The organism is Caldimonas sp. KR1-144, assembly GCF_049446155.1.
Classification (GTDB): domain Bacteria; phylum Pseudomonadota; class Gammaproteobacteria; order Burkholderiales; family Burkholderiaceae_C; genus Rivibacter.
This window is the reverse complement of sequence record NZ_JBMSEE010000009.1, coordinates 73,833-99,001: the sequence shown is the minus strand read 5'-3', so window position 1 is coordinate 99,001 and position 25,169 is coordinate 73,833. Positions and strand designations below refer to the sequence as shown.

Annotated in this window: 17 protein-coding genes; 7 read left to right on the top strand and 10 right to left on the bottom strand. The window is 71.6% G+C overall.

Annotation, left to right across the window (positions count from 1 at the left end):
- Nucleotides 1-156: 156 nt before the first annotated feature.
- Together ACO2TI_RS19355 and ACO2TI_RS19350 are read right to left on the bottom strand one after the other, a co-directional pair.
- Entirely contained in the window at nt 157-1,188 is a 1,032-nt protein-coding gene (locus tag ACO2TI_RS19355; protein ID WP_423286821.1) for a purine-nucleoside phosphorylase, read from the bottom strand.
- Entirely contained in the window at nt 1,185-2,255 is a 1,071-nt protein-coding gene (locus ACO2TI_RS19350; protein WP_423286820.1) for a 5'-methylthioadenosine/S-adenosylhomocysteine nucleosidase, read from the bottom strand. Before ACO2TI_RS19350 ends, ACO2TI_RS19355 begins: the two co-directional genes overlap by 4 nt.
- A 181-nt stretch (nt 2,256-2,436) precedes the next feature.
- On the opposite strand from ACO2TI_RS19350, the gene ACO2TI_RS19345 reads away from it, so the two are divergent.
- Complete coding sequence (locus ACO2TI_RS19345; RefSeq protein ID WP_423286819.1) at nt 2,437-5,184, top strand: bifunctional diguanylate cyclase/phosphodiesterase; 2,748 nt, start codon at nt 2,437-2,439, stop codon at nt 5,182-5,184.
- A 25-nt stretch (nt 5,185-5,209) separates the two neighbouring features.
- Here the strand turns inward: ACO2TI_RS19345 and pgl are convergent, their stop codons facing one another.
- The 3 genes from pgl to zwf are packed head-to-tail and all read right to left on the bottom strand — an operon-like array spanning nt 5,210 to nt 8,287.
- Nucleotides 5,210-5,944: a 6-phosphogluconolactonase gene (gene pgl / locus ACO2TI_RS19340; protein WP_423286818.1), complete on the bottom strand. Its 735-nt coding sequence runs from the start codon at nt 5,942-5,944 to the stop codon at nt 5,210-5,212.
- Between the two features lie 13 nt (nt 5,945-5,957).
- Nucleotides 5,958-6,827 carry a MurR/RpiR family transcriptional regulator gene (locus tag ACO2TI_RS19335; protein ID WP_423286817.1) on the bottom strand — a complete coding sequence of 290 codons (870 nt, stop codon included), beginning with the start codon at nt 6,825-6,827 and terminating at the stop codon, nt 5,958-5,960.
- Nucleotides 6,828-6,841: 14 nt separating this feature from the next.
- Complete coding sequence (gene zwf, locus ACO2TI_RS19330) at nt 6,842-8,287, bottom strand: glucose-6-phosphate dehydrogenase (protein WP_423286816.1); 1,446 nt, start codon at nt 8,285-8,287, stop codon at nt 6,842-6,844.
- Nucleotides 8,288-8,393: 106 nt separating this feature from the next.
- Here zwf and edd point away from each other — a divergent pair, with 106 nt between their 5' ends.
- Genes edd through ACO2TI_RS19315 form a run of 3 tightly spaced genes read left to right on the top strand, consistent with a single transcriptional unit; the run spans nt 8,394 to nt 11,690 of the window.
- Complete coding sequence (edd, locus tag ACO2TI_RS19325; protein ID WP_423286815.1) at nt 8,394-10,211, top strand: phosphogluconate dehydratase; 1,818 nt, start codon at nt 8,394-8,396, stop codon at nt 10,209-10,211.
- Between the two features lie 13 nt (nt 10,212-10,224).
- Nucleotides 10,225-10,869, top strand: coding sequence for a bifunctional 4-hydroxy-2-oxoglutarate aldolase/2-dehydro-3-deoxy-phosphogluconate aldolase (gene eda, locus ACO2TI_RS19320; protein WP_423286814.1), 645 nt, complete (start codon nt 10,225-10,227; stop codon nt 10,867-10,869).
- Complete coding sequence (locus tag ACO2TI_RS19315; protein WP_423286813.1) at nt 10,866-11,690, top strand: hypothetical protein; 825 nt, start codon at nt 10,866-10,868, stop codon at nt 11,688-11,690. Before eda ends, ACO2TI_RS19315 begins: the two co-directional genes overlap by 4 nt.
- On the opposite strand, the gene ACO2TI_RS19310 is transcribed toward ACO2TI_RS19315, so the two are convergent.
- The 5 genes from ACO2TI_RS19310 to ACO2TI_RS19290 all read right to left on the bottom strand — a co-directional run bounded on the left by ACO2TI_RS19310 (nt 11,638) and on the right by ACO2TI_RS19290 (nt 20,962).
- A complete protein-coding gene (locus ACO2TI_RS19310; RefSeq protein WP_423286812.1) occupies nt 11,638-12,552 on the bottom strand; it encodes an SHOCT domain-containing protein in 915 nt (304 codons plus the stop codon). The two genes, ACO2TI_RS19315 and ACO2TI_RS19310, sit on opposite strands and share 53 nt — an antisense overlap.
- Before the next feature lie 44 nt (nt 12,553-12,596).
- Nucleotides 12,597-14,159 carry a 4-alpha-glucanotransferase gene (gene malQ / locus ACO2TI_RS19305; RefSeq protein ID WP_423286811.1) on the bottom strand — a complete coding sequence of 521 codons (1,563 nt, stop codon included), beginning with the start codon at nt 14,157-14,159 and terminating at the stop codon, nt 12,597-12,599.
- A gap of 8 nt (nt 14,160-14,167) precedes the next feature.
- Nucleotides 14,168-16,246, bottom strand: coding sequence for a glycogen debranching protein GlgX (gene glgX, locus ACO2TI_RS19300; protein WP_423286810.1), 2,079 nt, complete (start codon nt 16,244-16,246; stop codon nt 14,168-14,170).
- Entirely contained in the window at nt 16,243-18,432 is a 2,190-nt protein-coding gene (glgB, locus tag ACO2TI_RS19295) for a 1,4-alpha-glucan branching protein GlgB (protein WP_423286809.1), read from the bottom strand. Before glgB ends, glgX begins: the two co-directional genes overlap by 4 nt.
- Before the next feature lie 79 nt (nt 18,433-18,511).
- Nucleotides 18,512-20,962, bottom strand: coding sequence for a glycogen/starch/alpha-glucan phosphorylase (locus tag ACO2TI_RS19290; protein ID WP_423286808.1), 2,451 nt, complete (start codon nt 20,960-20,962; stop codon nt 18,512-18,514).
- A gap of 203 nt (nt 20,963-21,165) precedes the next feature.
- Between ACO2TI_RS19290 and ACO2TI_RS19285 the strand changes: the two genes are divergently transcribed.
- The 3 genes from ACO2TI_RS19285 to malF are packed head-to-tail and all read left to right on the top strand — an operon-like array spanning nt 21,166 to nt 25,167.
- Nucleotides 21,166-22,293 (top strand): ABC transporter ATP-binding protein, encoded by a 1,128-nt coding sequence (locus ACO2TI_RS19285; RefSeq protein WP_423286807.1) that lies wholly within the window; start codon nt 21,166-21,168, stop codon nt 22,291-22,293.
- A 59-nt stretch (nt 22,294-22,352) separates the two neighbouring features.
- Nucleotides 22,353-23,549 (top strand): maltose/maltodextrin ABC transporter substrate-binding protein MalE, encoded by a 1,197-nt coding sequence (gene malE / locus ACO2TI_RS19280; protein ID WP_423286806.1) that lies wholly within the window; start codon nt 22,353-22,355, stop codon nt 23,547-23,549.
- Between the two features lie 7 nt (nt 23,550-23,556).
- Nucleotides 23,557-25,167 (top strand): maltose ABC transporter permease MalF, encoded by a 1,611-nt coding sequence (malF, locus tag ACO2TI_RS19275; RefSeq protein WP_423286805.1) that lies wholly within the window; start codon nt 23,557-23,559, stop codon nt 25,165-25,167.
- Nucleotides 25,168-25,169: the final 2 nt, after the last annotated feature.

The window sequence follows — 25,169 nt, the reverse complement described above, 5'->3', positions numbered from 1 at the left end:
TCCTGGTGGGTTGTCGTGGTCATGACGCGCGACGTTCGCAAGCGCCATGCCACGGCCCGCACGGCCGTCCGTAATCGGCGAACGGCCTCCCGTGGGGCCGCCCCAAGGGAGGCCAGCCCCCTCGGGGGGCAGCGAGCGCAGCGAGCGTGGGGGCCGTCAGTTCGCGGGCACGCCGTCCTTCCACACGGACCAGCGCCCCACGATGTCGCGCACCAGCGCACCGCCTGCGCGCTCGAGGTTCGCGGTCGCGATGCCGAAGCCGCCCGATGCGCCGGTGGTCGACGCGATCAGCGAAGCGTGCGCGCTTTGCCCCGGATAGGGGCGGTCGAAGTTCGAACCGGTGCGCAGCACCGCGAGGCGCTTGAGGTCGACGCGGCCGGCCGCCTGCGCGCGCGCGAGCGCGTTGTAGGTCGCGTTGTCCTCCTGCTGCGTGGTGCAGTAGGTCGCCTGGCCGTCGCTGAGCAGCTTGGTCCATGCGCGCGCGTGTTCGCCCAGGCGGTGGCCGTGCCACCAGGTGTCGCCGCCCAGCGTGTCGCACTGGGTCACGCGCGGCGGCTCGCTGGCCGGCGCGCGGCGGTACTTGGCGCGATAGGCCTGTGCCTTCGCGTCGTCGGCCAGCGCCACGTTGCGCGACAGCGCAAGCGCCTTCTGCAGCAGCGCCTCGTCGAGCTTCGCGGCCTCGGTGTGGTACTCGAACTTGGGCTTCTCGCCGGGGCCGCGGGTCATCACGCCGTAGTAGCCGGTGCGCCAGCCCTTGGGCATCTCGCGCGCGTCGAGTTCGTGCGCGATGCCGAAGTCGATCAGCCAGCGCGCCCAGGCCGCGGTGCCGGTCGTGCCCTGGGCGGGGTCGATGCCGGCGATGCCGGCGATCAGGAAGTAGGTCCGGCGCAGGTCGAACTGCGGCGAGAGTGCGACCGCGAGCGTCGATGCCGCCGCGTTCGCATGGCCCATGCCGACGACGACGAGGCACACGCCGTCGGCATTGCAGCGCAGCGCCGGGTGATCGGGCAGCAGGCCTGGCACCGGGACCGACTCCTTCAGCTGCAAGGGTTCGATCCACGGCTGCGCCTCGGGCTCGAACATGCTGATGATCAGCACCTTGAGTTCGCGCGGCGCCGTCGCCGGTTGCGACATCGCCAGCAGCGGCGCGCAGGCCGCGCACAGCGCCAACAGGCCGCGGCGGATCATCGCTTCGCTCCCGGCTGGCGCTGCTTGTGCAGTCGCCAGGCATCGAGGAAGGCCAGCGTCACGGCGGCCTCGTTCACCTCGGCCAGGCCGCTGGCGAACAGCGCGCCGACGTCGGCGTCGAAGCCTTCGCCGCCGGCCAGGTCGCTCAGCGAACGGAAGGCGATGTAGGGCACGCCGTTGGCATGCGCCACGTGCGCGAGCGCGGCGGTCTCCATCTCGAAGGTCTGCGCCTGCAGCACCTCGTGCAGGTAGGCGCGGTACTGCGCGTTGGCCAGGAACACCGGCGCCGAGACGCCGCGCCCGCCGACCAGCAGCCGCGGCTGCTGCTTCACGCACATCGAGGCATCGGTGCTGCCGTCGGCGCGCTTGGCCTTCGGCCCGCAGCGCTCGAGCACGGGCTGGAGATCGCGCGCGACGGCGAGCATCTCGGCATCGACCGGATAGTCGAACATGAAGCCGCCCGCCGGCGCGTTGGCGGCGTTGAGCACGTAGTTCTTGCGCATGAACAGGCCCGTCTCGACCGGCCCGTGCGGCGTGCTCAGCGTGAACGGCGGCAAGGGCTTGCCGTCGGGGCCGGTGGCAAGCTGCAGGCCCAGGCAGGCCAGGTCGCCGGTCGCGCCGCAGGGCGCGGGCAGCTTGGCGTCGGCGTTCCAGAACACCTCCATCGGCATCGCCCAGCGGTCGGGCACGGTGACGTCGCCGACGTGGTTGGCCGGGTTCACGCCGCCGGCGATGCCGCTCATCACCAGCCGCTCGACGCGGAAGTGGTCGAGCATCTGCTGCGTGACCATGGTCGCGTTCACGATGCTCACGCCGCTGAGCACGATGACGACCGGGTTGCCGCGCAGCGTGCCGGTGGTGAAGCGCTTGCCGTTGATCACATGGGTGCGGCGCGAGCGCGTCTCGCTGACCAGGATGTCGGCCTCGGCGCCGAAGGCCGAGACGATGCCCACGCGCGGGCGGCAGTCGGTGAGACAGCGCGCCTGCGCGCCGCTCACGGCGGCCAGGCAGGCGAGAAGGGCGAGCGCCATCGAGCGGGCGCGTCGCGGCAGGGGAAAGAGGGTCATGGTCGTCGGGATGTCTGGCGTGCGGCCGGGGCTGCAATGCTCGTGCCAGCGGCCGGGGGCGGGCGCTTTTGCGTCCGCCGGCGGGCGGCGGCAGGCGTGAATTCGTTTACGCTGTCGTCCCCCAAGCACGCGCGGGGCTCGCCGCGCAGCACGATCCACCGCCCAACGACGGAACGGACCGATGGCCACCGCGGCGCCCGCGCCTTCTTCTGCCACGCCAGCTTCCTCGCGCCGCCGGCCGCGGCGCCTGCGCACCTACCTCGGCGCGCTGGTCGCGGTGATCCTGGTGCCGGCGCTGGGGACGGCGGCGGTCGCGGTGTGGCGCACCGCACAGTCGTACCGCGACGCCTCGGCCTCGCGCCTGGTCGATACCGCACATACGCTGGCGCACGCGGTGCAGCGCGAGCTCGCGCACCAGGCGGCGCTGATGGAAACCCTGGCGGCCGGCGCCGAAGCCGATGCGCGCGGCGGCGTACAGGGCCGGCGTGCGCTGCGCTACCGCGGCCCCGACGTCGGCCGGCTCGGCCTGTTCACCGCGTTCGACGAGGCGCCGCCCGACGCGCCGCCGGCCGACTTCCTGCGCGAGGCCGCGCGCGCCGAGGCGCGGCCGCTGCTGTCGAACCTCTACTTCGCCGCCGACGGCGCGCCGCGCGTGGCCTTTGCGCTGCCGCGCGCGGGCGGGCGCGAGCTGATCGCGCTCGAGATGGCGCCGCAGCGCCTCGTGCGCCTGGCGCCGCAGCAGGGGCCCAGCGACACCAGCCTGCTCGTGGCGGTGACCGACGGCAGCGGGCGCATCGTCGCGCGCTCGCGCGACGGCGAAAAGTTCGTCGGCCGGCGCGTGCCCGACTGGGACACGCTGCAGGCGCTGCGCAGCAGCGGCGGCCTCTTCGAGGCGCGCACGACCGAGGGCGCGCCGATCATGTTCGCGTTTCGCACGCTCGACGCGACGCCCGGCTGGGTGCTGGTGGTCGGCGAGCCGCTGGGCGCCTTCAACGCACGCTGGCACCGGCCTTTGATCCAGATGGCGATCGGCGGCGGCGCCGCAGTGCTGCTCGCGCTGCTGGTGGCCGGCTGGCTGGGCCGACAGATCCTGCGGCCGGTCTGGTTGCTGCAGCGTGACGCGCAGCGCGCGGTGGGCGACGACAAGCCCGCGCCCGAGTCGGCCGTGCCCGACGCGGTCCTGCCGATCCGCGAGTTCGAGTCGATGCGGTCGAGCATCGAGAGCGCGCAGGCGGCGCTGCGCCAGCGCGCGCAGGCGTTGGCGCAAAGCGAGCTGCGCTACCGCACGCTGGCGCAGGCCGGTGCGCTGGTGCTGTGGCGCGCCGAGCGCGGCGGCGGCCTGGTCTCGGTGGCCGGCTGGGAGGCCCTGACCGGCCTGCCCGAGCTGCAGGCGCTGGGCAGCGGCTGGTTCTCGCAGGTGCATCCCGAGGACCGCGCCAGCCTGCGCACGCAGCTCCAGGAGGCCGCGGCCGAGCGGCCGCTGGTCGACGCCGAGTTCCGCCTCGCGATGCCCGGCGGCCAGTGGCGCTGGGTGCGCGCACGCGGCTCGGCGGTGCCGAGCGCCGACGGCCGCGTGTCCGAATGGGTCGGCGTGCTCGAAGACGTGCACGAGCGGCGCAGCGCGCAGATGCGCATCGCCCATCTCGCGCACCACGACGCGCTGACCGGCCTGCCCAACCGCACCGAGCTGCGGCGCCGTCTCGAAGCGGCGATCGAGCGCGCCGCGAGCGGGCGGCCGGGAGCGCTGCTTTACATCGACCTCGACCGCTTCAAGGAGGTCAACGACTCGCTCGGCCATCCGGTCGGCGATGCCTTGCTGCGCGTCGTCACGCAGCGGCTGGCCTCGCTGGTGCGCGAGGCCGACGCGATCGCGCGGCTGGGCGGCGACGAGTTCGTCGTCGTGCAGTCATCGGTGCAGGAGCGTGCCGACGCGGCCGGCCTCGCCGCTCGCATCGTCGACGCGCTGTCGGCCGGCTACGAGCTCGACGGCCACCATGTCGTGATCGGCGCGAGCGTGGGCATCTGCCTGATCGGCGCCGCCGATGACGACCCCGACCGCCTGCTGTCGCGCGCCGACCTGGCGCTGTACCGCGCCAAGAGCGAAGGCCGCGGGCGCTTTTGCTTCTTCGATGGCGAGATGGAGCAGCGCATGCAGGCGCGCCGCGCGCTCGAGTGCGAGCTGCGCGACGCGCTGGACAAGAACGAGTTCGAGCTGGTGTACCGGCCGCTGCGCGAGCTGCACACCGGCCGCGCGGTCGCCGCGCAGGCGGCGCCGCGCTGGAACCATCCGCAGCGCGGGCCCGTGGCCTTCGACGAATTCGCCTTCCTGGCCGACGAGATCGGCCTCGCGGGCCGCATCATGGGCTGGGCGGTGCAGCGCGCCTGCGCCGATGCGCAGGCCTGGCCGCGCTGTCCCCGGCTGGTGCTGCCGATGGCCTCGTCGTGGGTCGAGCGCGGCGACGCACTGGCGGTGGTGAGGAGCGCGCTGCAGCGCTTCGAGCTGGCGCCGCAGCGGCTCGAGCTGAGCTTCGACGAGGCCTTGCTGCTGCGCGACACGCCGCGCGCGGTGCGCCTGCTGCGCGAGCTGCGCGCGCTCGGCGTGCGCGTCGCGATCGCGCGCTTCGGCTCGGGCAGCTTCGAGCTGGTCGAGGCGCTGCACGCCATCGCGCCCGAGCGCGTGACGATCGAGCCGGCCTTGTGCGCCGCGCGCGACGACGACCGCGAGGCGCTGCGCGCCGCGGCGATCGGCGTGTGCCGGCGCCTGGGCATCGGCGTGGCGGTCGAGGGCGTCGACGACGCGGTGAAGCGCGACGCTTTCGCCGCGCAGGGCTGCGTCGAGGCGCAGGGCGCGCTGTTCGGCGGCTACGCGCCGGCCGGCGAGGTCGAGGCGTGGTTCGCGGCGACGGCGCCGCCGATGCGCACGAGCTGAGCCGCGCCGCGCCCTTGGCGGCAGCTCAGCCGCACCAGTAGAAATCGACCGGCTGCTTCGCGTGCAGCGCCAGCCCGTGCACCGGCGAAGGCAGGTGCCAGCCGCCGGTCGCGGCCTTGACGAAGGCCTCGCGCTTGTCGGCGCCGCGCGCGGCGATCACGATGCGCCGGCTCGCCAGCAGCTCGGCCAGGCCCAGCGTCATGCGCGGCGGGCCCGGCGGGATGTTGGCCGGCGGCACGATGGGATGGCACACCGCGTCGCTGGCGAGATCGAGTGCGGCGTCGGTGCCCTGGCCGCCGGGGAACATCGACGCGACATGGCTGTCGGCGCCCAGGCCGAGCAGCACGAGGTCGAACGGATGCGGCAGCGCGCGCACGCGCGCGGCTACGATCGGCGCGGACTCGGCGGGCGTCGCGCCGGCTTCGTACAGCGGCACCAGCACGGCCTGCGCGGCGCGGCCTTGCAGCAGCAGCCGGCGCACCAGGCCTTCGTTGCTGCCGGCGTCCGTGGGCGGCACCCAGCGCTCGTCGGACAGCGTCAGGCTCAGCTGCGACCAGGGCAGCTCCAGCGCCGCCAGGCGCGGGTAATAGGCCTGCGGCGTCGTGCCGCCGGTGACCACCAGGCTGGCGCGACCGCGTGCGCGCACGCCGGACAGCGCCGCGTCGAAGAAGGCCTGCGCGACCGCTTCGGCCAGCGCCTCGGGGCCTTCGAGCTCGTGCAGGCGCAGCGTGCCCGCGATGGTGGTGGTCTTGAGCGTCATCGATGCATCCGTGTCATGTCTTGGCGTGCGCGTACCGCTTGGCACGCAGGTTCTTCTTGATTTCCTTCAGCGTCGCGCGCAGCTCGCCGGGCATGCGCAGTGCGACGCCGGTGGTCAGCACGTCGATCGTCACCAGGTGCAAGAGGCGCGAGACCATCGGGCTGTAGCGGTCGTAGTCCTCGGGGTGGTCGACCGCGAGCAGGATGTGCTGGTTGCCGGTCGCGGTGAGCGCGAGCGGCGAGCCGCTGGCGGTGATGAGGATCGTGGTCGCGCCCTTGCGGCGCGCGATCTCGGCCGCGTCGAGCAGGTCGCGGCTGCGCCCGGAGTTGGAGATGATCACGGCGCAGTCGCCCGGGCCGAGCATCGTCGCGCTCATCACCTGCACGTGGCCGTCGCTCACCGCGGCGGCGTTGACGCCGAGGCGAAAGAACTTGTGCTGCGCGTCCTGCGCGACGATGCCGGAGTTGCCGACGCCCCAGAACTCGATGCGGTCGCCGTTGAGCCCGGCCGTGGCGAGCGCGTCGATCGCGCGCTCGAAGGCATGGCCCGCGGCATCGTTGCGGAACTTGAGCAGTGCGCTGACGGCGTTGTCGATCACCTTGACGAGCACGTCGCCAGGCGTGTCGCCCTCGTCGACCGCGCGGTGAACGAAGGGCACGCCCTCGTTGAGCGAGGCGGCCAGCGCGCGCTTGAAGTCGACCAGGCCACCGTAGCCGGCGCTGCGGCAAAAGCGCACCACGGTCGGCTTGCTGACGCCGGCGCGCTCGGCGAGCGTGGCCACCGGCTGCGTCACGAAGGCGCGCGGCTCGGCCAGCGCGAGTTCGGCGACGCGCTGCTCGGCAGGCGGCAGCGCGGCCATCGAGGCCCGCAGACGTTCCAGCACCGGCGGCTCCTCGCTTACTGCTCTTCGTCCCAGGCGAAGCCGTCGCGCGCGATCAGCGCGCTGGCCGCCGGCGGCCCCCAGCTGCCGGCCGCATAGGGGCGCGGGCCGCTGCCGTCGCGCTCCCAGTGGTCGAGCACCGGCTCGACCCAGCGCCAGGCCTGCTCCTGCTCGTCGCTGCGCACGAAGAGGTTCAGCCGGCCGGCGATCGCGTCGAGCAGCAGGCGCTCGTAGGCGCCGACGCGCTCGGTCGCGAAGGCCTTGTCGAAGTCGAGGTCCAGCGACACCGGCGACAGCAGCTCGTGCTGGCCGCTGCCTTTCGCGGCCAGCAGGTGCAGCTCGAGGCCGTCTTCGGGCTGCAGCTTGATCACCAGCTTGTTGGCGCGGTTCGCGCCGGGAAAGATCGCGTGCGGCACGGTGCGGAAGTTGATGACGATGTGCGCGTCGGGCATCGCCAGGCGCTTGCCGGTGCGCAGGTAGAAGGGCACGCCGGCCCAGCGCCAGTTCTGCACCTCGGTGCGCAGCGCGACGAAGGTCTCGGTGCGGCTGCCCGGCGGCACGCGCACTTCCTCCAGGTAGCCGGGGGCCGGCTTGCCGTTCACCTGGCCGGCGCGGTACTGGCCGCGCACCACGTCGCGCGCGACGTCGGCCTCGCTGAAGGGCTTGAGCGAGCGCAGCACCTTGAGCTTCTCGTCGCGGATCGCATCGGCGTCGCTGCTGGCGGGCGCTTCCATCGCGATCATCGTCAGCAGCTGCAGCGCGTGGTTCTGGATCATGTCGCGCATCGCGCCGGTGCGGTCGTAGAACTCGCCGCGCGTGCCCACGCCGATGCTCTCGGCCAGCGTGATCTCGATGTTGGCGATGCTCTCGCGCCGCCACAGCGGCTCGAACAGCGCGTTGCCGAAGCGCAGCGCCATCAGGTTCTGAACCGAGGGCTTGCCGAGGTAGTGGTCGATGCGCAGCGCCTGGCGCTCGCTGAAGCTGGCGGCCACCGTGCGGTTGATCTCCAGCGCGCTTTGCAGGTCGTGGCCGAGCGGCTTTTCCAGCACAACGCGCACGTTCGGCCCGTTGAGGCCGGCGCGGCCGAGCTGCGCGCAGATCTGCGTGAACAGGTGTGGGCTGGTCGCAAGAAACAGCACCACGGTGGCGGCGCCGCGCTCGTCGATGCAGGCCTTCAGGCCGGCGTAGTCGTCCGGCTTGGAAAGGTCCATGCGGCGGTAGTGCAGCAGCTCGGCGAAGCGCGCGAACTCCTCGTCGCTCGGACGCTTGGCGCTTTCGACCTCCTCGAAGCGCTCGTGGATGAAGCGACGGTAATCGTCGTCGCTGCGCTCGTCGCGCGCGACCGCGAGGATGCGGCCCTGGGCAGGCAGCTTGCCATGACGGAAGGCCTGGAACAGGGCCGGCATCAGCTTGCGCCACGTGAGGTCGCCGGTGCCGCCAAAGAGTACGAGGTCGAAAGACATGGTGTGTCGCTGCAAAAAGCGTTGCGATGTAACCGGGTTACATTAGAATGATGCTATCGATTTCATCCACCGTCAATGCGTCGTTGACCCGACGAGGAGTGGCGTGATGCCCTTGAATCCTGTGCTTGCGCGCGTGACCGCGCGCATCGCCTCGCGCAGCGCCGGCACGCGGGGTGCCTACCTGGAGCGCCTGGCGCGCGCGCGCCGCGACGGCACCGCGCGCGGGCGCGTGTCCTGCACCAACCTCGCGCACGCGATGGCGGCATCGCCGGCCGCCGACAAGCTCGCAATCCGCGAGCAGCGCGCGCCCAACCTGGCCATCGTCTCGGCCTACAACGACATGCTCTCGGCCCACCAGCCGCTGGAGCATTTCCCCGCCGTCATCAAGCGCGCCGCGCGCGAGGCCGGCGCGACCGCGCAGTTCGCCGGCGGCGTGCCGGCCATGTGCGACGGCGTCACGCAGGGCCAGATCGGCATGGAGATGTCGCTGTGGTCGCGCGACGTGATCGCGCAGGCCACCGCGATCGCGCTGAGCCACAACGTGTTCGACGCCGCGCTGATGCTGGGCGTGTGCGACAAGATCGTCCCCGGCCTGCTGATCGGCTCGCTGGCCTTCGGCCATCTGCCCACCGTGTTCGTGCCGGCCGGCCCGATGACCTCGGGCCTGGGCAACGAAGAGAAGGCCAAGGTGCGCCAGCTGTTCGCGCAGGGCAAGGTCGGCCGCGCCGAGCTGCTCGAAGCCGAGATGGCCGCCTACCACGGCCCCGGCACCTGCACCTTCTACGGCACCGCCAACAGCAACCAGATGCTGATGGAGGTGATGGGCCTGCACCTGCCGGGCGCCGCCTTCGTCAACCCGGGCACGCCGCTGCGCGACGCGCTGACCGCCGCCGCCGCGCAGCGCGCCGCGCAGATCACGGCGCTGGGCTCGGACTACCGGCCGATCGGCGAGATCGTCGACGAGCGCGCGATCGCCAATGCCATCGTCGGCCTGCTCGCCACCGGCGGCTCGACCAACCACACGCTGCACCTGGTTGCGATCGCGCGCGCCGCGGGCATTGCGATCGACTGGAGCGACTTCGCCGAGCTGTCGGCCGCGGTGCCGCTGCTCACGCGCATCTACCCCAACGGCCAGGCCGACGTGAACCACTTCCACGCCGCCGGCGGCATGGCGCTCCTGATTCGCGAGCTGCTCGACGCCGGTCTGCTGCACGAGGACGTCAAGACCGTCGTCGGCGACGGTCTGCGCGCCTATGCGCAAGAGCCCTGGCTCGACGAGGGCCGGCTGGCCTGGCGCGCGCCGCCGCCCGATTCGCTGGACCACGGCGTGTTGCGCCGCGCCGGCGATCCGTTCCAGCCCGACGGCGGCATGCGCCTCTTGCAGGGCAACCTCGGCCGCGCGGTGTTCAAGGCCTCGGCGGTCAAGCCCGAGCACCGCGCCGTCACCGCGCCGGCGCGCGTGTTCGAGGACCAGGCCGAGATGATCAAGGCCTTCAAGGCCGGCGAGCTCGACCGCGACGTCGTGGTGGTGGTGCGCCATCAGGGGCCGCGGGCCAACGGCATGCCCGAGCTGCACCAGCTCACGCCCAGCCTCGCGGTGCTGCAGGACAAGGGCTTCAAGGTCGCGCTGGTGACCGACGGACGCATGTCCGGCGCCTCGGGCAAGGTGCCGGCGGCGATCCACGTGACACCGGAGGCGCTGCAAGGCGGCCTGCTGGCCAGGCTGCGCGACGGCGACGTGGTGCGCGTCGATGCCGAGGCCGGCGTGCTCGAGGCGATGGTCGACGCGGGCGAACTCGCGGCGCGGGAGCCGGCGCCGTTCGATGCCGAGCGCAGCGCCTGGGGCCTGGGCCGCGAACTGTTCGCCACGCACCGCGCGCATGCCACCGGCGCCGAGCAGGGCGGCGCGAGCTGGGTCGGCTGACGAGGAGAAGACGATGCCGCAAGACACGCTTCACAGCGCCGCGCTCGACGCGGTGATGAGCGCCGCACCGGTGATCCCGGTGATCGTGATCGAGCGCGCCGACGACGCCGTGCCGCTGGCGCGCGCGCTGGTGCAAGGTGGGCTGCGCGTGCTCGAGGTGACGCTGCGCACGCCCGCCGCGCTGGAGGCGATCGGCGCGATGGCCGCGGTCGAGGGGGCGATCGTCGGCGCCGGCACGGTGCTCGACGCGCAGCAGTACGAGGCCGCCGCCGCGGCCGGCGCGCAGTTCATGGTCTCTCCCGGTCTCACCGAGGCGCTGGCCGCGCATGCGAGAGGCCACCGCGTGCCATTGCTGCCCGGCGTGGCGACCGCCTCGGAGCTGATGCGCGCGCGCGAGCTCGGCTTCTCGCGGCTGAAGTTCTTTCCGGCCGAGTCGGCCGGCGGCGCGAATGCGCTCAAGGGCTTCGCGAGCGTGTTCCGCGACCTGCGCTTCTGCCCGACCGGCGGCATCACCGCGGCCTCGGCGCCAAGCTACCTCGCGCTGCCCAACGTGGCCTGCGTCGGCGGCTCGTGGCTGACGCCGGCCGATGCGGTTGCGGCGCGCGACTGGGCGCGCGTCGAGCAGCTGGCGCGGCAGGCCGCGGCGCTGCGCGCATGAGCCGGCCCGAGATCCTGCTCGAACGGCTGGAGCGTGTCGGTGCCGCGCTGCGCGACAGCGGACACGCGCTGGCGCTGATCGGGCTCGGCTCGGTCGGCCTCGAGCGCGAGCGGCTGGATGCCCATTCGGACCTCGATTTCTTCGCGATCGTCGAGCCGGGTCACAAGGCGCGCTACATCGACCGCCTCGACTGGCTGGCGCAAGCGCATCCGCTGGCATGGCACTTCCGCAACACGGTCGACGGCCACAAGGCCCTGATGGCCGACGGCGTGTTCTGCGAGTTCGCGGTGTTCGAGCCTCGGGAGCTCGAGGTGATCCCGTTTGCGCCGGGTCGCGTGGTGTGGCGCCGCGAGGGCGTCGACGAGGCCATCGCACAACCGCGCCGCCCGGTGCCGGATGCGCGCCTGCCCGACGAGACCTGGATCGTCGGCGAGGCGCTGGGCAACCTGTTCGTCGGCCTGCAGCGCTGGCTGCGTGGCGAAAGGCTGGTGGCCGCGCGGCTGGTGCAGGTGCACGCGCTCGACCGATTGATCGAGCTCGACGCGCTGCGCCACGCACCGCAGGCGGACAGCGCCGCCGATCCGTTCAACCGCGAACGCCGCATCGAGCGGCGCCAGCCGTCGATGCTCGAGGACCTGCCCGAGGTGATGGCCGGCTACGCGCGCACGCCGCAAGCGGCGCTGGCCGTGCTGGACGCACTGGCGCGGCGCGGCGCGCAGCTCGACGCGGCGATGACGGCGCGCATCCGCGCGCTCGCCGCCCAGGCGCTCACAGCGCCTTCAGGATCTCCCGCCGCTTCTCCTGGTACTCCTGCTCGGTGATCAGGCCGCCGTCGCGCAGCTTCTGAAGCGCCTTGAGGCGCTCGCCGACGCCGCGCGCGATCGCGTCGGCATCGGCTGCCGGCGGCGTGGGCGCCGGGGCTGCAGCAGCGCCGGCGGCCGGCGCGCCCCAGCTGCCGGCCGGGGCAGCCGGCACGGCGGGAGCGGCCGGTGCGGCGGCGCGCGCCGGCGTCGCCGCCATCGGCGCGTCCATTCGCAGCGCGACCCAGTCGTCGCGCTTCAGGCTGCCCGCCTCGGGTGCAACGCCGAGCTTGAAACCGGCCTCGACAGCGCCGGCGCGCTTGCCGATCTCCAGCGGCGCGAGCACGCCGCTGCCGCGAAACGCGCTGCCGACGTCGCGCCGCACGATGCCGACGATCACCTGCAGCTGGCCGTCGCGACGGAACACGCGCGCCGTGGTCGAGAGCTTGGGTGCCAGCGGGCCCAGCATGCCGTGCTGGCCGCTGGTGGCAAAGCTCACGTCCTGCTCGGGCGTCGCTTCGGCGAGCGTCGCGGCCAGCGGCGCGGCGATCTCTTCCAGCTCCTTGGCGTTCCACAGCGCTTCCTTCTGCGAGGGCAGCTGCACGCGCGCGAGCAGCGCGCGCAACGCCTCGGCGTCAATCGCGACCGGGTGCTCGTTGGGCGGTGCGCCGCGTTCGCGCTGCTCGATGCGCACGAAGCTCAGCTCGCGCTCGAAGGTCACGCGCACGACGCGATCGGCGGCCGAGTCCTTCATCACGCGCACCGGCTGGCCGCGCGAGGTGGTGCCGGGGGCGGTCTGCGCCAGCGCGGCGCCGCCGGCCGCGGCCATCAGGGCCAGGCCCAGGGCGAGGCGCGGGGCGCACTGTCGAAGCTTCGGGGTCATCGGCGGGTCTCCTTGACGATCGTGTGTGTGTGTGTGGTGCTGCCTCAGGGCATGGCGTGGCCGGCAGGGTACGCGGCGAGCGCGAGCCGGTCGATGCTCGCTCGCCCGTACGCAGCCGACAGGCGCGCGAGCCGCTCGGCCGGCTCGGGGCCGACCTGCGACCACTGGAAGCGCCAGGTCCAGTGGCCGAGCTGGCCGGGGACGTTCATGCGCGCCGAGCTGTCGAGGCCGAGCACGTCCTGCATCTGGCAGACCGCGATGCGCGCCACCGAAGCCCATGCGCAGCGGATCATGGCCCAGTGCACGTTGTGCTCGCCGGCAGGCGCGCCCTCGGTGCCGAGGTAGGCCGCCGCATAGCCGCGCTCGCGCTCAGTGGCCGCGAGCCACCAGCCGCGCGCGGTGTCGTTGTCGTGCGTGCCGGTGTAGACGCAGCAGTTGGCCGGGTAGTTGTGCGGCAGGAAGGCGTGGCTGCCGTCGCCCGCGAAGCCGAACTGCAGGATCTTCATGCCCGGCAGCGCAAAGGCATCGCGCAGCGCCTCGACGTCGGGCGTGATCACGCCCAGGTCCTCGGCAATCACCGGCAGCGCGCCGTCCCCGGCGCGCTGCAGCGCGTCGAACAGCGCCTCGCCGGGCGCCGGCACCCAGCGGCCCTCGATCGCGGTCGGGCAGCTCGCCGGGATCTCCCAGTAGCCGGCGAAGCCCCGGAAGTGGTCGATGCGCACGAGGTCGGCGCGCGCGAGCTCGTGATTCAGGCGCGCGATCCACCACGCGAAGCCGTCGCGGGCCATCGCGTCCCAGTCGTACAGCGGGTTGCCCCAGCGCTGGCCGGTGGCCGAGAAGAAGTCGGGCGGCACGCCGGCCACGACGCTGGGCTCGCCCTGCGCGTCGAGCCGGAACAGACCGGGGTGGGCCCAGCAATCGGCCGAATGGTGGGCGACGAAGATCGGCAGGTCGCCGATCAGCGTCACGCCCCTGGCGTGCGCGTAGTCCATCACCGCGCGCCACTGCGTGAAGAACTGCCACTGAACGAACTGCCAGAACGCGATTTCCCCGGCATGCCGCACCCGCGCGGCGACCAGCGCCTTGGTCTCGCGGCGCGCCAGGGCGTTTTCCCAGCGTGTCCACGACCACACCTCGCGGGCGCGGTAAACGCCGTCGATCGCCATGAACAGCGCGTAGTCGTCGAGCCAGTGGCCCTGTGCTGCGCAGAACGCGGCGAAGGACTCGCGGTCCACCGGTGCGCCGCGGGCGCGAAAGCCCGCCTCGGCCTCGCGCAGCCTGGCCATGCGCCAGGGCGCCACGCGGTCGAAGTCGACGCGCGTGGCGTCGAAGCCGGCGATCTCTTCACGGGTTGGCGCGCGCAACCAGCCGTGCTCGACCATCGGCTCGATCGCCACCATCAGCGGGGAGCCGGCGAACGCCGAGACGCCGGCGTAGGGCGAGTTGCCGTAGCCCACGGGCGTGAGCGGCAGCACCTGCCAGACGCTTTGCGCCCCGGCGGCCAGCCAGTCGATGAAGTGAAAGGCCGCGGGGCCGAGGTCGCCGCTGCCGTGCGGCCCGGGCAGGGAGGTCGGGTGCAGCAGCACGCCGGCCATTCGTCGATGCATGGGGGTGTTCATGTCGGTGGGGCAAGGTCGCGCTCGACCAGCAGCGCGAGAGTGTGTGCAGCGATTTCGCAGTGCGTCGCGTCGATCGCCTGCGGCGGCGCGGGCACGTCCTCGGCCGCGTCGAAGTGCCGCGTCCAGCGGCCCGCGGGCAGTGCGAACGTGACGGCCTGCGGCTCGGGGTTGAAGAGGACCAGCGCAGCCGGGCTGTCGCTCGCCTCGGGCGGCGGCGCGAGGCGCAGGGCGAAGGCGTGGCGCCCCGCCTCGTGCCAGTCGGCGATGCTCATCGCGTGACCCTGCGGATGCAGCCACTGCGCCTCGTCGCCGAGCCAGCGGTCCTGGCGCAGCGCCGGCAGCGCGCGGCGCAGCGCGATCAGGCGCGCGGTCGTGGCGATGCGCGCGGCGTCGGCGTGTGCCCAGTCGATCCAGCTGATCTCGTTGTCCTGGCAATAGGCGTTGTTGTTGCCGCGCTGGGTTCGGCCGAGCTCGTCGCCGGCCAGCAGCATCGGCGTACCCTGCGCGAGCAGCGCGGTGGCCAGCAGGCAGCGAACGTGGCGGGCGCGAATCGCAACGATGCGGGCATCCTCGCTCGCTCCCTCGACGCCGCAGTTGATGCTGAAGTTCGCCTGGTGGCCGTCGCGGTTGTGCTCCCCGTTCGCGTGGTTGTGGCGCTGGCTGTAGCTCACCACGTCGGCCAGCGTGAAGCCGTCGTGCGAGGCGACGTGATTGACCGACGCGCTCGGCCTGCGCCGTCCGTGGTCGAACAGGTCGCTGGAACCGGCGAAGCGGCGCGCGAACTCGCCGCGACCGATGCTGCGCGCAAGCCAGTACTGCCGCGCGCCGTCGCGAACGCGGTCGTTCCACTCGGCGAAGCGGTGCGGAAAGCGGCCGAGCTGGTAACCCTGCATGCCGCCATCCCAGGGTTCGGCCACCAGATGACAGGGCGCCAGCACGGGATCCTGCGCCAGCGCAGTGAAGAAGGCAGCGCGCGGGTCGAATCCGCCGCCTTCGTCCATCGGACGACGGCCCAGCACCGGCGCGAGGTCGAAGCGAAAGCCGTCGACGCCCATCTCGGCGCGCCAGTGGCGCAGCGAGTCGAGCACGAACTGCGTCACGCGCGGATGCGCAACGGCCACGGTGTTGCCGCAGCCGGTGACGTTGTCGTAGCGCGCGCGGTCGTCGTGGGCGAGGCGGTACCAGCTCGCGTTGTCGAGGCCTCGGAACGACAACGTCGGCCCGCGCTCGTCGCCTTCGGCGGTGTGGTTGTAGACGACGTCGAGCAGCACGTCGAAGCCGGCGTCGTGCAAGGCGTCGACCATCGCGCGGAACTCGCGCCGCGTGGCGGCGGGGTCGCCCGGCGTGACGGACCAGCGCGGGTCGGGCGCGAAGAAGCCCAGCGTGTTGTAGCCCCAGTAGTTCGACAGGCCCGGCGCGCCGAGCCGCTCCTCGCTGAGCGCGTAGTGCACCGGCAGCAGCGACAGCGTGGTCACGCCGAGCCTCGAAAGGTGCTCGATCGCGGCCGGATGCGCCAGGCCGGCGTAGGTGCCGCGCAGGCGCTCGGGCACGGCCTCGAGCCTTCGGGTGAAGCCCTTGACGTGCAGCTCGTAGAGAACGCTGTCGGCCAGCGGGCGCGGCAGGTGCGGCTTCGCGGCCGGCAGCGGCTCGGCGACGCGCGCCTTCAGCGCCCAGGCCGCATTGTCGCGCGCGTCCGGGGTGCGCTGCCCGTGCGGATGGCCGCGCGTGAAGCCGAAGTGCTCGTCGCGCCATTCGAAGGTCCCGACGATCTCGCGCGCGGTCGGATCGAGCAGCAGTTTGTGCGGGTTGTGACGATGGCCGGCCGCGGGATCGTAGGGGCCGTGCACGCGCAGGCCGTACACGGTGCCGGCGCCCAGGCCCGGCACGAAGCCGTGCCAGACGCCGTCGCTCTCGGCCGGCAGCGCGACGCGAGCCCATTCGGTGCGGCCCTCGGCGTCGAACAGGCACAGCTCGACGCGCGTTGCGTGCGAGGCGAACACGGCGATGTTGATGCCGCCGTCGCGCGGCGTGACACCGAGCGGATGCGCGAGGCCGCGCTCGAGCACCAGCGTCACGTCCGCGCCACCGGCTCGAACACCACCACCGCCAGCGGCGGCAGCACGATATCGATCGAGTGCGATCGCCCGTGCGCGCCCTGCGGCTGCGCGGCGACGGGGCCGAGGCCGTTGCCGAGGTTGCTGCCGCCGTAGGCCGCCGCATCCGTATTGAGCACTTCGCGCCAGCGGCCGGGTCCGTTCACGCCGACGCGATAGCCCTCGCGCGGCACGGGCGTCAGGTTGGCGGCGACCAGCAGCGTGCGGCCTTCGCCGTCGTGGCGCAGGTAGGCGAGCACCGATCGCTCGGCGTCCTTGGCCTCGATCCACTCGAAGCCCTCGGGCTCGCAGTCGCGCGCGTGCAGCGCCGGCTGCTCGCGGTAGAGCCGGTTGAGGTCGCGCACGAGGCGCTGCACGCCGAGGTGGCGGCCGTGCGGCTCCTCGAGCAGGTGCCAGTCGAGCGCGACATCGTGGTTCCACTCGCGCTGCTGAGCGAACTCGCCGCCCATGAACAGCAGCTTCTTGCCCGGGTGCGTCCACATGCAGGCCAGCAGTGCGCGCAGGTTGGCAAAACGCTGCCATTCGTCGCCAGGCATCTTGCCGAGCAGTGAGCCCTTGCCGTGCACGACCTCGTCGTGCGAGAGCGGCAGCACGAAGTTCTCGTCGAAGGCGTAGACCAGGCTGAAGGTCAGCTCGTCGTGGTGATGGCGGCGGTGGATCGGGTCCTTGGCGAAGACCTTCAGCGTGTCGTGCATCCAGCCCATGTTCCACTTGTAGTGGAAGCCCAGGCCGCCGGCCGAGACCGGCCGCGAGACGCCGGGCCAGGCGGTCGACTCCTCGGCGATGGTGACGCGACCCTCGGCCTCGCGGCCCACCGCCTCGTTGAGATGGCGCAGCAGCGCGACGGCCTCGAGGTTCTCGCGCCCGCCGTGAACGTTGGGCAGCCATTCGCCGCTCGCGCGGCTGTAGTCGCGGTAGAGCATCGAGGCGACCGCGTCGACGCGCAGGCCGTCGATGCCCCAGTCCTGCAGCCAGTGCAGCGCCGCGCCGGTGAGGAAGCTCTTCACCTCATTGCGCGCGAAGTTGTAGATGAGGGTGTTCCAGTCGCGGTGGAAACCCTCGCGCGGGTCGGCGTACTCGTACAGCGCGCTGCCGTCGAAGCGCGCCAGCGCGTGCGCGTCGCTCGGAAAGTGCGCCGGCACCCAGTCGACGATGACGCCCAGGCCTTGCGACTGGCAGGCGTCGAGAAAGCGCTCGAGCCCGGCCGCGTCGCCGAAGCGCGCGGTCGGTGCGTAGTGGCCGGTGACCTGGTAGCCCCAGGAGCCATCGAACGGGTGCTCGGCCACCGGCAGCAGCTCCAGGTGCGTGAAGCCGAGGTCCGCCGCATAGGCCGGCAGCTCGGCGGCCAGGCGGTCCCAGTCGTAAAAGCCGTTGTGTTCGCCGCGCCGCCATGAGCCGAGGTGAACCTCGTAGATCGACACCGGCGCGCGGCGGTGGTTGCGCGCGGCGCGGTCCGCGGGCAGGGTCCGCGAAGGCGCTCGTGCGATCACGCTCGCGGTGGCGGGCCGCAGCTCGGCGGCGAAGGCGTAGGGGTCGGCCTTGAGCGGCAGCAGTGCGCCCTGCGCGTCGAGCAGCTCGTACTTGTACAGATCGCCGCAGCCGGCATGCGGCACGAAGATCTCCCACACGCCGGCGCGGTGGCGCAGGCGCATCGGATGGCGCCGGCCGTCCCAGTGGTTGAAGCTGCCTACCACGCTGACGCGCTGCGCGTTCGGCGCCCACACGGCGAAGCGCGTGCCGGGAATGCCGCGGACCGACATCGGATGCGCGCCGAGCCAGCGGTCGGGGCGCAGCAGCGAGCCGTCGCTCAATGCCGCGAGCACGTCGTCGGGCAGCAGCGTGCCGAAGGCATAGGCATCGGCCAGCGCGTCTCGCCCGCCGTGGGCCCAGCGGATGCAAAGCCGGTAGTCCGGCGCGGCCTCGCCCTGCCAGGCGAGCGCGGCCTCGTAGACGCCGGCCTCGTTGAGACGCGGCAGGCGCGCGAGCACCACGTTGCTGGTGGCGTCGATCACCTCGACCTCGACCGCATCGGGCAGCACGGTGCGCAGCCACCAGCGGCCCGCCGGATCTCGGTGAGCGCCGAGCACGGCGAACGGATCGCGGTGCCGGCCCGCGGCGAGGGCTTCGAGATCGTCGGAGGACAGCATGGGCTTGCCTTTTCGAACGCGACCGCACGGCGCCGTTCGCCCTGACCCCTCGAGACGTGAGCGCGAGCGATGCAATGCCTCAAGCCGGCACGTTCCAGATCCTCGCAGCGTACTCGCGGATCGTGCGGTCCGACGAGAAGCTGCCCATGCCGGCGATGTTGAGGATCGCCTTCGCGTCCCACGCCGCCGTGTCGATGAACGCGCGGTCGACCGCGGCCTGCGCCTCGACATAGCCGTGGAAGTCGGCCAGCAGCAGGTAGCTGTCGCGCTTGAGCAGCGACTCGACCAGCGCGCGGTAGCGCTCGGGCTCGCCGGGCGAGAAGTCGCCGCGCGCGATCGCGTCGATCACGCGCTTGAGCCGCGCGTTCTCCTCGTAGTGCAGGCGCGGGTCGTAGCCCAGCGCGCGCACCTGCGCAACCTGCTCGGCGCTGAGGCCGAAGATGAAGAAGTGCTCGCGGCCCACGGCCTGCGCCATCTCGATGTTGGCGCCGTCCCAGGTGCCGATCGTCAAGGCGCCGTTGAGCGCGAACTTCATGTTGCCGGTGCCCGAGGCCTCGGTGCCGGCGGTGGAGATCTGCTCGCTCAGGTCGGCCGCCGGCATGATGGTCTCGGCCAGCGAGACGCCGTAGTTCGGCAGGAACACGAGCTTGAGCCGGTCGCCCACGCGGGGGTCGCTGTTGACCACGCGCGCCACGTCGTGGATCAGGCGGATGATGTCCTTGGCCGCGACGTAGGCCGAGGCAGCCTTGCCGGCGAAGACGACGGTGCGCGGCACCCAGTTCGCGTTCGGCTCGGCGACGATGGCCTGGTAGCGCGCCACGACGTGCAGCAGGTTGAGCAGCTGGCGCTTGTACTCGTGGATGCGCTTGACCTGCACGTCGAACAGGCTGGCCGGATCGATCGACACGCCCAGCTCGCGGCGCACCAGCGCGGCCAGGCGCTCCTTGTTGGCGCGCTTGGCCGCGCGCACCTCGGCCTGCAGGCCGGCATCGCGCGCCAGCGGCGCGAGCTGCGCCAGGCGGTCGAGGTCGGTGCGCCAGGCGGGGCCGTCCAGGCGCTCGTCGAGCACGGCGGCCAGCGTGGGGTTGGCCTGGGCCAGCCAGCGCCGCGGCGTCACGCCGTTGGTCACGTTGCAGAAGCGCTCGGGCCAGATGCGCGCGTAGTCGGCGAAGATGGTCTGCACCATCAGCTCGGAGTGCAGCGCCGAGACGCCGTTGACGTGGTGCGAGGCCACGATCGACAGCGCGGCCATCTTGATGCGGCGCTCGCCGTTCTCCTCGACCAGCGAGACCCGGCGCACCAGGGCCTCGTCGCCGGGGAGCTTCGCGCGCACGAGATCCAGGAAGCGCGAATTGATCTCGTAGACGATCTCGAGATGGCGCGGCAGCAGCTGCTCGAACATGCGCACCGGCCAGGTCTCGAGCGCCTCGGGCATCAGCGTGTGGTTGGTGTAGGAGACCAGCTTGCAGGTCTGTGCCCAGGCGGCGTCCCAGCCCAGGCCGTGCTCGTCGACCAGCAGTCGCATCAGCTCGGGCACGGCCAGCGCCGGATGCGTGTCGTTCAGGTGCACCGAGGCCTTGTCGCCCAGCGTGTCGAGGGTGCCGTGCTCGGCGAGATGGCGCGCGAGCATGTCCTGCAGCGACGCGCTGACGAGGAAGAACTCCTGCTTCAGGCGCAGTTCGCGGCCGGCCTGGGTGGAGTCGTCGGGGTAGAGCACCCAGTTCAGCGACTCGGCCTCGAGCTTTTCTCGCGCGGCGCCGAGATGGTCGCCGCGCGAGAACGCCGCGTAGTCGATCGGGTTCGCCGGCGCGGCCTGCCACTGGCGCAGCACCGCGACGCGGCGCGTGTCGTGGCCGGGCACGATGAAGTCGATCGCATCGGCATACACCGTCTGCGCCGGCACCCAGCGCCGCGCCAGGCCCTCGTCGCTGGCCACATGGCCGCCCAGGCCGACGGGATAGCGCAGCTCGGGGCGCGGCAGCTCCCAGGCGTCGCCCAGGCGCAGCCAGTCGTCGGGTGTCTCGACCTGGCGCCCGTCCTGGATGCGCTGCGCGAACATGCCGTAGCGATAGCGCAGGCCGTAGCCGAACGAGGGCACGCCCAGCGTTGCGAGCGAGTCGAGGAAGCAGGCGGCCAGGCGGCCCAGGCCGCCGTTGCCGAGCGCCGCGTCGGGTTCGCGCTCGAGCACGTCGGCCGCGGCGACCCCGGCGTGTTCGGCGGCCTGCCTGAAGGGCGCGTCCAGGCCCAGGGCAGCGAGCGCGTTGGCCAGCGCGCGGCCCATCAGGAACTCCATCGAGAGGTAGTGCACGCGCTTGGCGCCGCTGTCGCGGTCGGCTTGCATCGTCTCGTTCAGGCGCTCGGCCAGCTCGGCGCGGCAGGCGTGCGCTACGGCGCGCATCCAGGCGGCGGGGGCGGCCTTGGCCGCGGCACCCCCCGCTTCGCGCTCGATGCGGCGCAGCAGGGCGGTGGGCACGGTGCCCAGCTTCGTGGCAGCAGCGCTCTTGCGCTGGCCGCGCGGGGTCGCGGTCATCATGGCGTCTCCGGTCGTGAGGCGAGTAGGAATATTACAAGATCGGTTGTCGAGCAGCGCCGGAATCACCGTTTTCTATGGGTAAACACCAATGAGACCGGCTTGTTGACCCGATTGTGACGGGTCGGGTCGTCTTGTATATTTACTACAAACACGATCACTCACCGCAGCCGGACAACGGCCGGTGCCCCAGGAGACAAGGCATGGCTGACGTCCGGCTGCGATCGGTCGCGAAGTCGTACGGCGACATCGCGGTCATGCGCGACATCGATCTCGAGATCGAGGACGGCGAGTTCGTCGTCTTCGTCGGCCCCTCGGGCTGCGGCAAGTCGACCCTGCTGCGCATGATCGCGGGGCTGGAGGAGATCACCTCCGGCGAGCTGGCCATCGGCGGCGTGCGCATGAACGATGTGCCGCCGGCCGAGCGCGGCATCGCGATGGTGTTCCAGTCGTATGCGCTCTATCCGCACATGAGCCTGTACGACAACATGGCGTTCGGCCTGAAGCTGGCCAAGGTGCCCAAGGCCGAGATCGATGCCGCGGTCCAGAACGCCGCGAAGATCCTGCACATCGAGCATCTGCTGGACCGCAAGCCCAAGGCCCTTTCGGGCGGGCAGCGCCAGCGCGTCGCGATCGGCCGCGCGATCGTGCGCAAGCCGCAGGTGTTCCTGTTCGACGAGCCGCTGTCGAACCTCGATGCCGCGCTGCGCGTGCGCATGCGCTACGAGTTCGCCAAGCTGCACGAGCAGCTCAAGACCACGATGGTCTACGTCACGCACGACCAGGTCGAGGCGATGACGCTGGCCGACCGCATCGTCGTGCTGTCGGCCGGGCGCATCGAGCAGGTCGGCGCGCCGCTGGAGCTCTACGAGCACCCGGTCAACCTGTTCGTGGCCGGCTTCATCGGCTCGCCGAAGATGAACTTCATCGAGGCCGAGATCGTCGAGGCCTCGGCCGCCGAAGCGCTGGTGCGGCTCAGGTCCGGCGCGCTGGTGCGCGTCGAGGTCGATGCCGCCGCCGCGCGCGCGGGCGACAGGGTCACGCTGGGCGTGCGGCCCGAGCACTTCGAGCGCCACGGCGAGGCGAATGCGATCGACGCGACGGTGAGCTTCGTCGAGTCGCTGGGCAGCACGACGCACGCCTACTTCAGCTATCCGGGCGTCGACGACGCGTTGACCTGCGAGCTCGGCGGCATGTCCGGCGTGCAGGCGGGCCAGACGCTGCGCCTGGTGATCCCGCCCGGCTGCTGCCACCTGTTCGACGCGCAGGGGCGCGCGTTCAAGCGCCATCACCGCCTGCCGGCGCAGCACGCCGAGCCGCGCGCGGCCTGACCCATTACCCGCGGCATGCCGCGGCCCGTTCACCCACGCAAGACACACAAGGAGACGTCATGCATCAACACCTGCTCAAGCCCCTTGCCGCCGCCGCGGCCCTTGCTGCCGCGTTCGCGTTCGCGGGCGGCGCGCAGGCGCAGGAGGCCGGCAAGCTGCTGGTCTGGATCAACGGCGACAAGGGCTTCAACGGTCTGCAGAAGGTCGGCGACGCGTTCGCGAAGAAGTCCGGGATTCCGGTCACCGTCGAGCATCCGGAAGATGCGCCGGGCAAGTTCGCGCAGGCCGCGGCCGCCGGCAAGGGCCCGGACGTGTTCTGCTGGCCGCACGACCGCATGGGCGAGTGGGCGCAGTCGGGCCTGATCGTGCCGGTCAACCCGAGCAAGAAGGTGCGCGACGAGATCGAGGACACCGCCTGGAAGGCCTTTGCCTACCAGGGCAAGACCTGGGGCTATCCGCTGTCGGTCGAGGCCATCGGCCTGGTCTACAACAAGGCGCTGGTGAAGACGCCGCCCAAGAGCTTCGACGACGTGGTCAAGCTCGACAAGGAGCTCTCGGCCAAGGGCAAGAAGGCCATCCTCTGGGATTACAACAACACCTACTTCACCTGGCCGCTTCTGGCCGGCGCCGGCGGCTATGTGTTCGGCCGCGACGCCAAGGGCGAGTACGACCCCAGCAAGGTCGGTGTGAACTCGGCCGGCGCGGTCAAGGGCGCCGAGGTGTTGGCCGGCCTGATCAAGAACGGCCAGATGCCCAAGGGCTCGGGCTATGCCGAGATGGAGGCCGCCTTCAACAAGGGCGATGTCGCGATGATGATCACCGGCCCCTGGGCCTGGGACAACGTCAAGAAGAGCAGCATCGACTTCGGCGTCGCGCCGATCCCCGACGTGGCCGGCAAGCCCGCCAAGCCCTTCGTCGGCGTGCTCGGCTGCATGATCGCCGCGCCCAGCAAGAACAAGGACGTGGCCAAGGAGTTCCTCGAAGGCGCGGTGCTCAAGGTCGAGGGCCTGAAGATGATCAATGCCGACGTGCCGCTGGGCACGCCCGCGAACAAGGCCTTCTTCAAGGAGCTCGCCGACAACGCCAACATCAAGGCGACGATGGAGAACGCCAGGCGCGGCGAGCCGATGCCCAACATCCCGGAGATGGGCAAGTTCTGGTCGTCGATGGGCTCGGCGCTCGAGAACATCACCAACGGCCGCCAGTCGCCCAAGGAAGCGCTCGACGCCGCCGCCGCGCGGATGCAGGGCAAGTAAGTCCTGCATGGCAACGACGACGAAGCCGTCCGCGCCGGCGCGCGAGCGCAGCCACCCGCTGAAGTGGCCGCTCGCGCTGCTGGCTGCGCTGGCCTGCCTGTGGCTGGTGTTTCGCATCTATGCGAGCGGCCAGCCGGTGTGGGCGGTCGGCGCACTGGGCCTGTGCGCGCTCGGCTTCTTCGTCTACCTGTCGAACATCGCCTTCGCCTACCGCTACCTGTTCCCGGGGCTGGCGGGCATGGCGGTGTTCGTCGCGTTCCCGCTGCTGTACACGGTGCAGATCGGGTTCACGAACTACTCGTCGAGCAACCTGCTGAGCTTCGAGCGGGCGAGCGCCTACCTGCTCGAGCAGAGCGCACCCGGCGAGGGCCAGCCCTTTGGCTTCACGCTGCATGCCGAGGGCTCCGAGTTCCGCCTCGTGCTCGCGCCAAAGCACGACGAGGAAGACGAGGACGACCCGGCCAGGCGCGCCGAGCTGCTGGCAAGGACCTTCGTCTCGCCGCCGCTGGCACTGATCAAGCCGCGGCCGCCGCTCGAGGTCGCGGTGCTGCCGCTCAAGGACGCGAGCTTCCAGCCCAACGAGCCGCTGGGCCTGGCCGAGGTGCTCAAGCATCGTCAGGAGCTGGCGCAGCTGCGCGTCAGGCTGCCCGACGGCACGCTGCTGTCGTATGCCGGCGTGCGCGAGTTCGCCGCGCTGGAGCCCACGTGGAAGCGCAATGCCGACGGCAGTCTGACCCAGGTCAAGACCGGCCACGTCGCGCGCGCGAACCACGAGACCGGCTTCTACGAGTTCGTCGACGGCCCCGAGGCCGGCAGCCGCATCCAGCCCGGCTTCAAGGTCGGCATCGGCTTCGGCAACTACGCGCGCATGTTCAACGACCCGGACTTCCGCGGGCCGTTCGTCGCGATCTTCCTTTGGACCGTGGCCTTCGCCGCGCTCACCGTGGTGTTCACGCTGATCGTCGGCGTCACGCTCGCGGTGCTGCTGAACTGGGAGGCGCTGCGCTTTCGCACCGTCTACCGCACGCTGCTGTTCCTGCCCTATGCGGTGCCGGGCTTCATCTCGATCCTGGTGTTCAAGGGCCTGTTCAACCAGAACTTCGGCGAGATCAACGTCATCCTGAACTCGCTGTTCGGCCTCAAGCCCGCGTGGTTCGCCGATCCGACGCTGGCCAAGGTGATGATCCTGATCGTCAACACCTGGCTGGGCTACCCGTACATCATGGTGCTGTGCACCGGCCTCATCAAGGCGATCCCGAGCGATCTGTATGAGGCCAGCGCGATCGCCGGCGCCGGGCCGCTGACCAACTTCTTCAGGATCACGGCGCCGCTGATCGTCAAGCCGCTGACGCCGCTCCTGATCGCGTCGTTCGCGTTCAACTTCAACAACTTCGTGCTGATCGCGCTGCTGACCAACGGGCGGCCCGACTTCCTCAACACCAAGGTTCCGGCCGGCACGACCGACATCCTGGTGTCCTACACGTACCGCATCGCGTTCCAGGACTCGGGCCAGAACTTCGGGCTCGCCGCGGCGATCTCGACAGTGATCTTCTTCCTGGTTGCGCTGCTGTCGATGGCGAACCTGAAGCTCGCCAAGGTCAACAACGACAGGGGGTGACG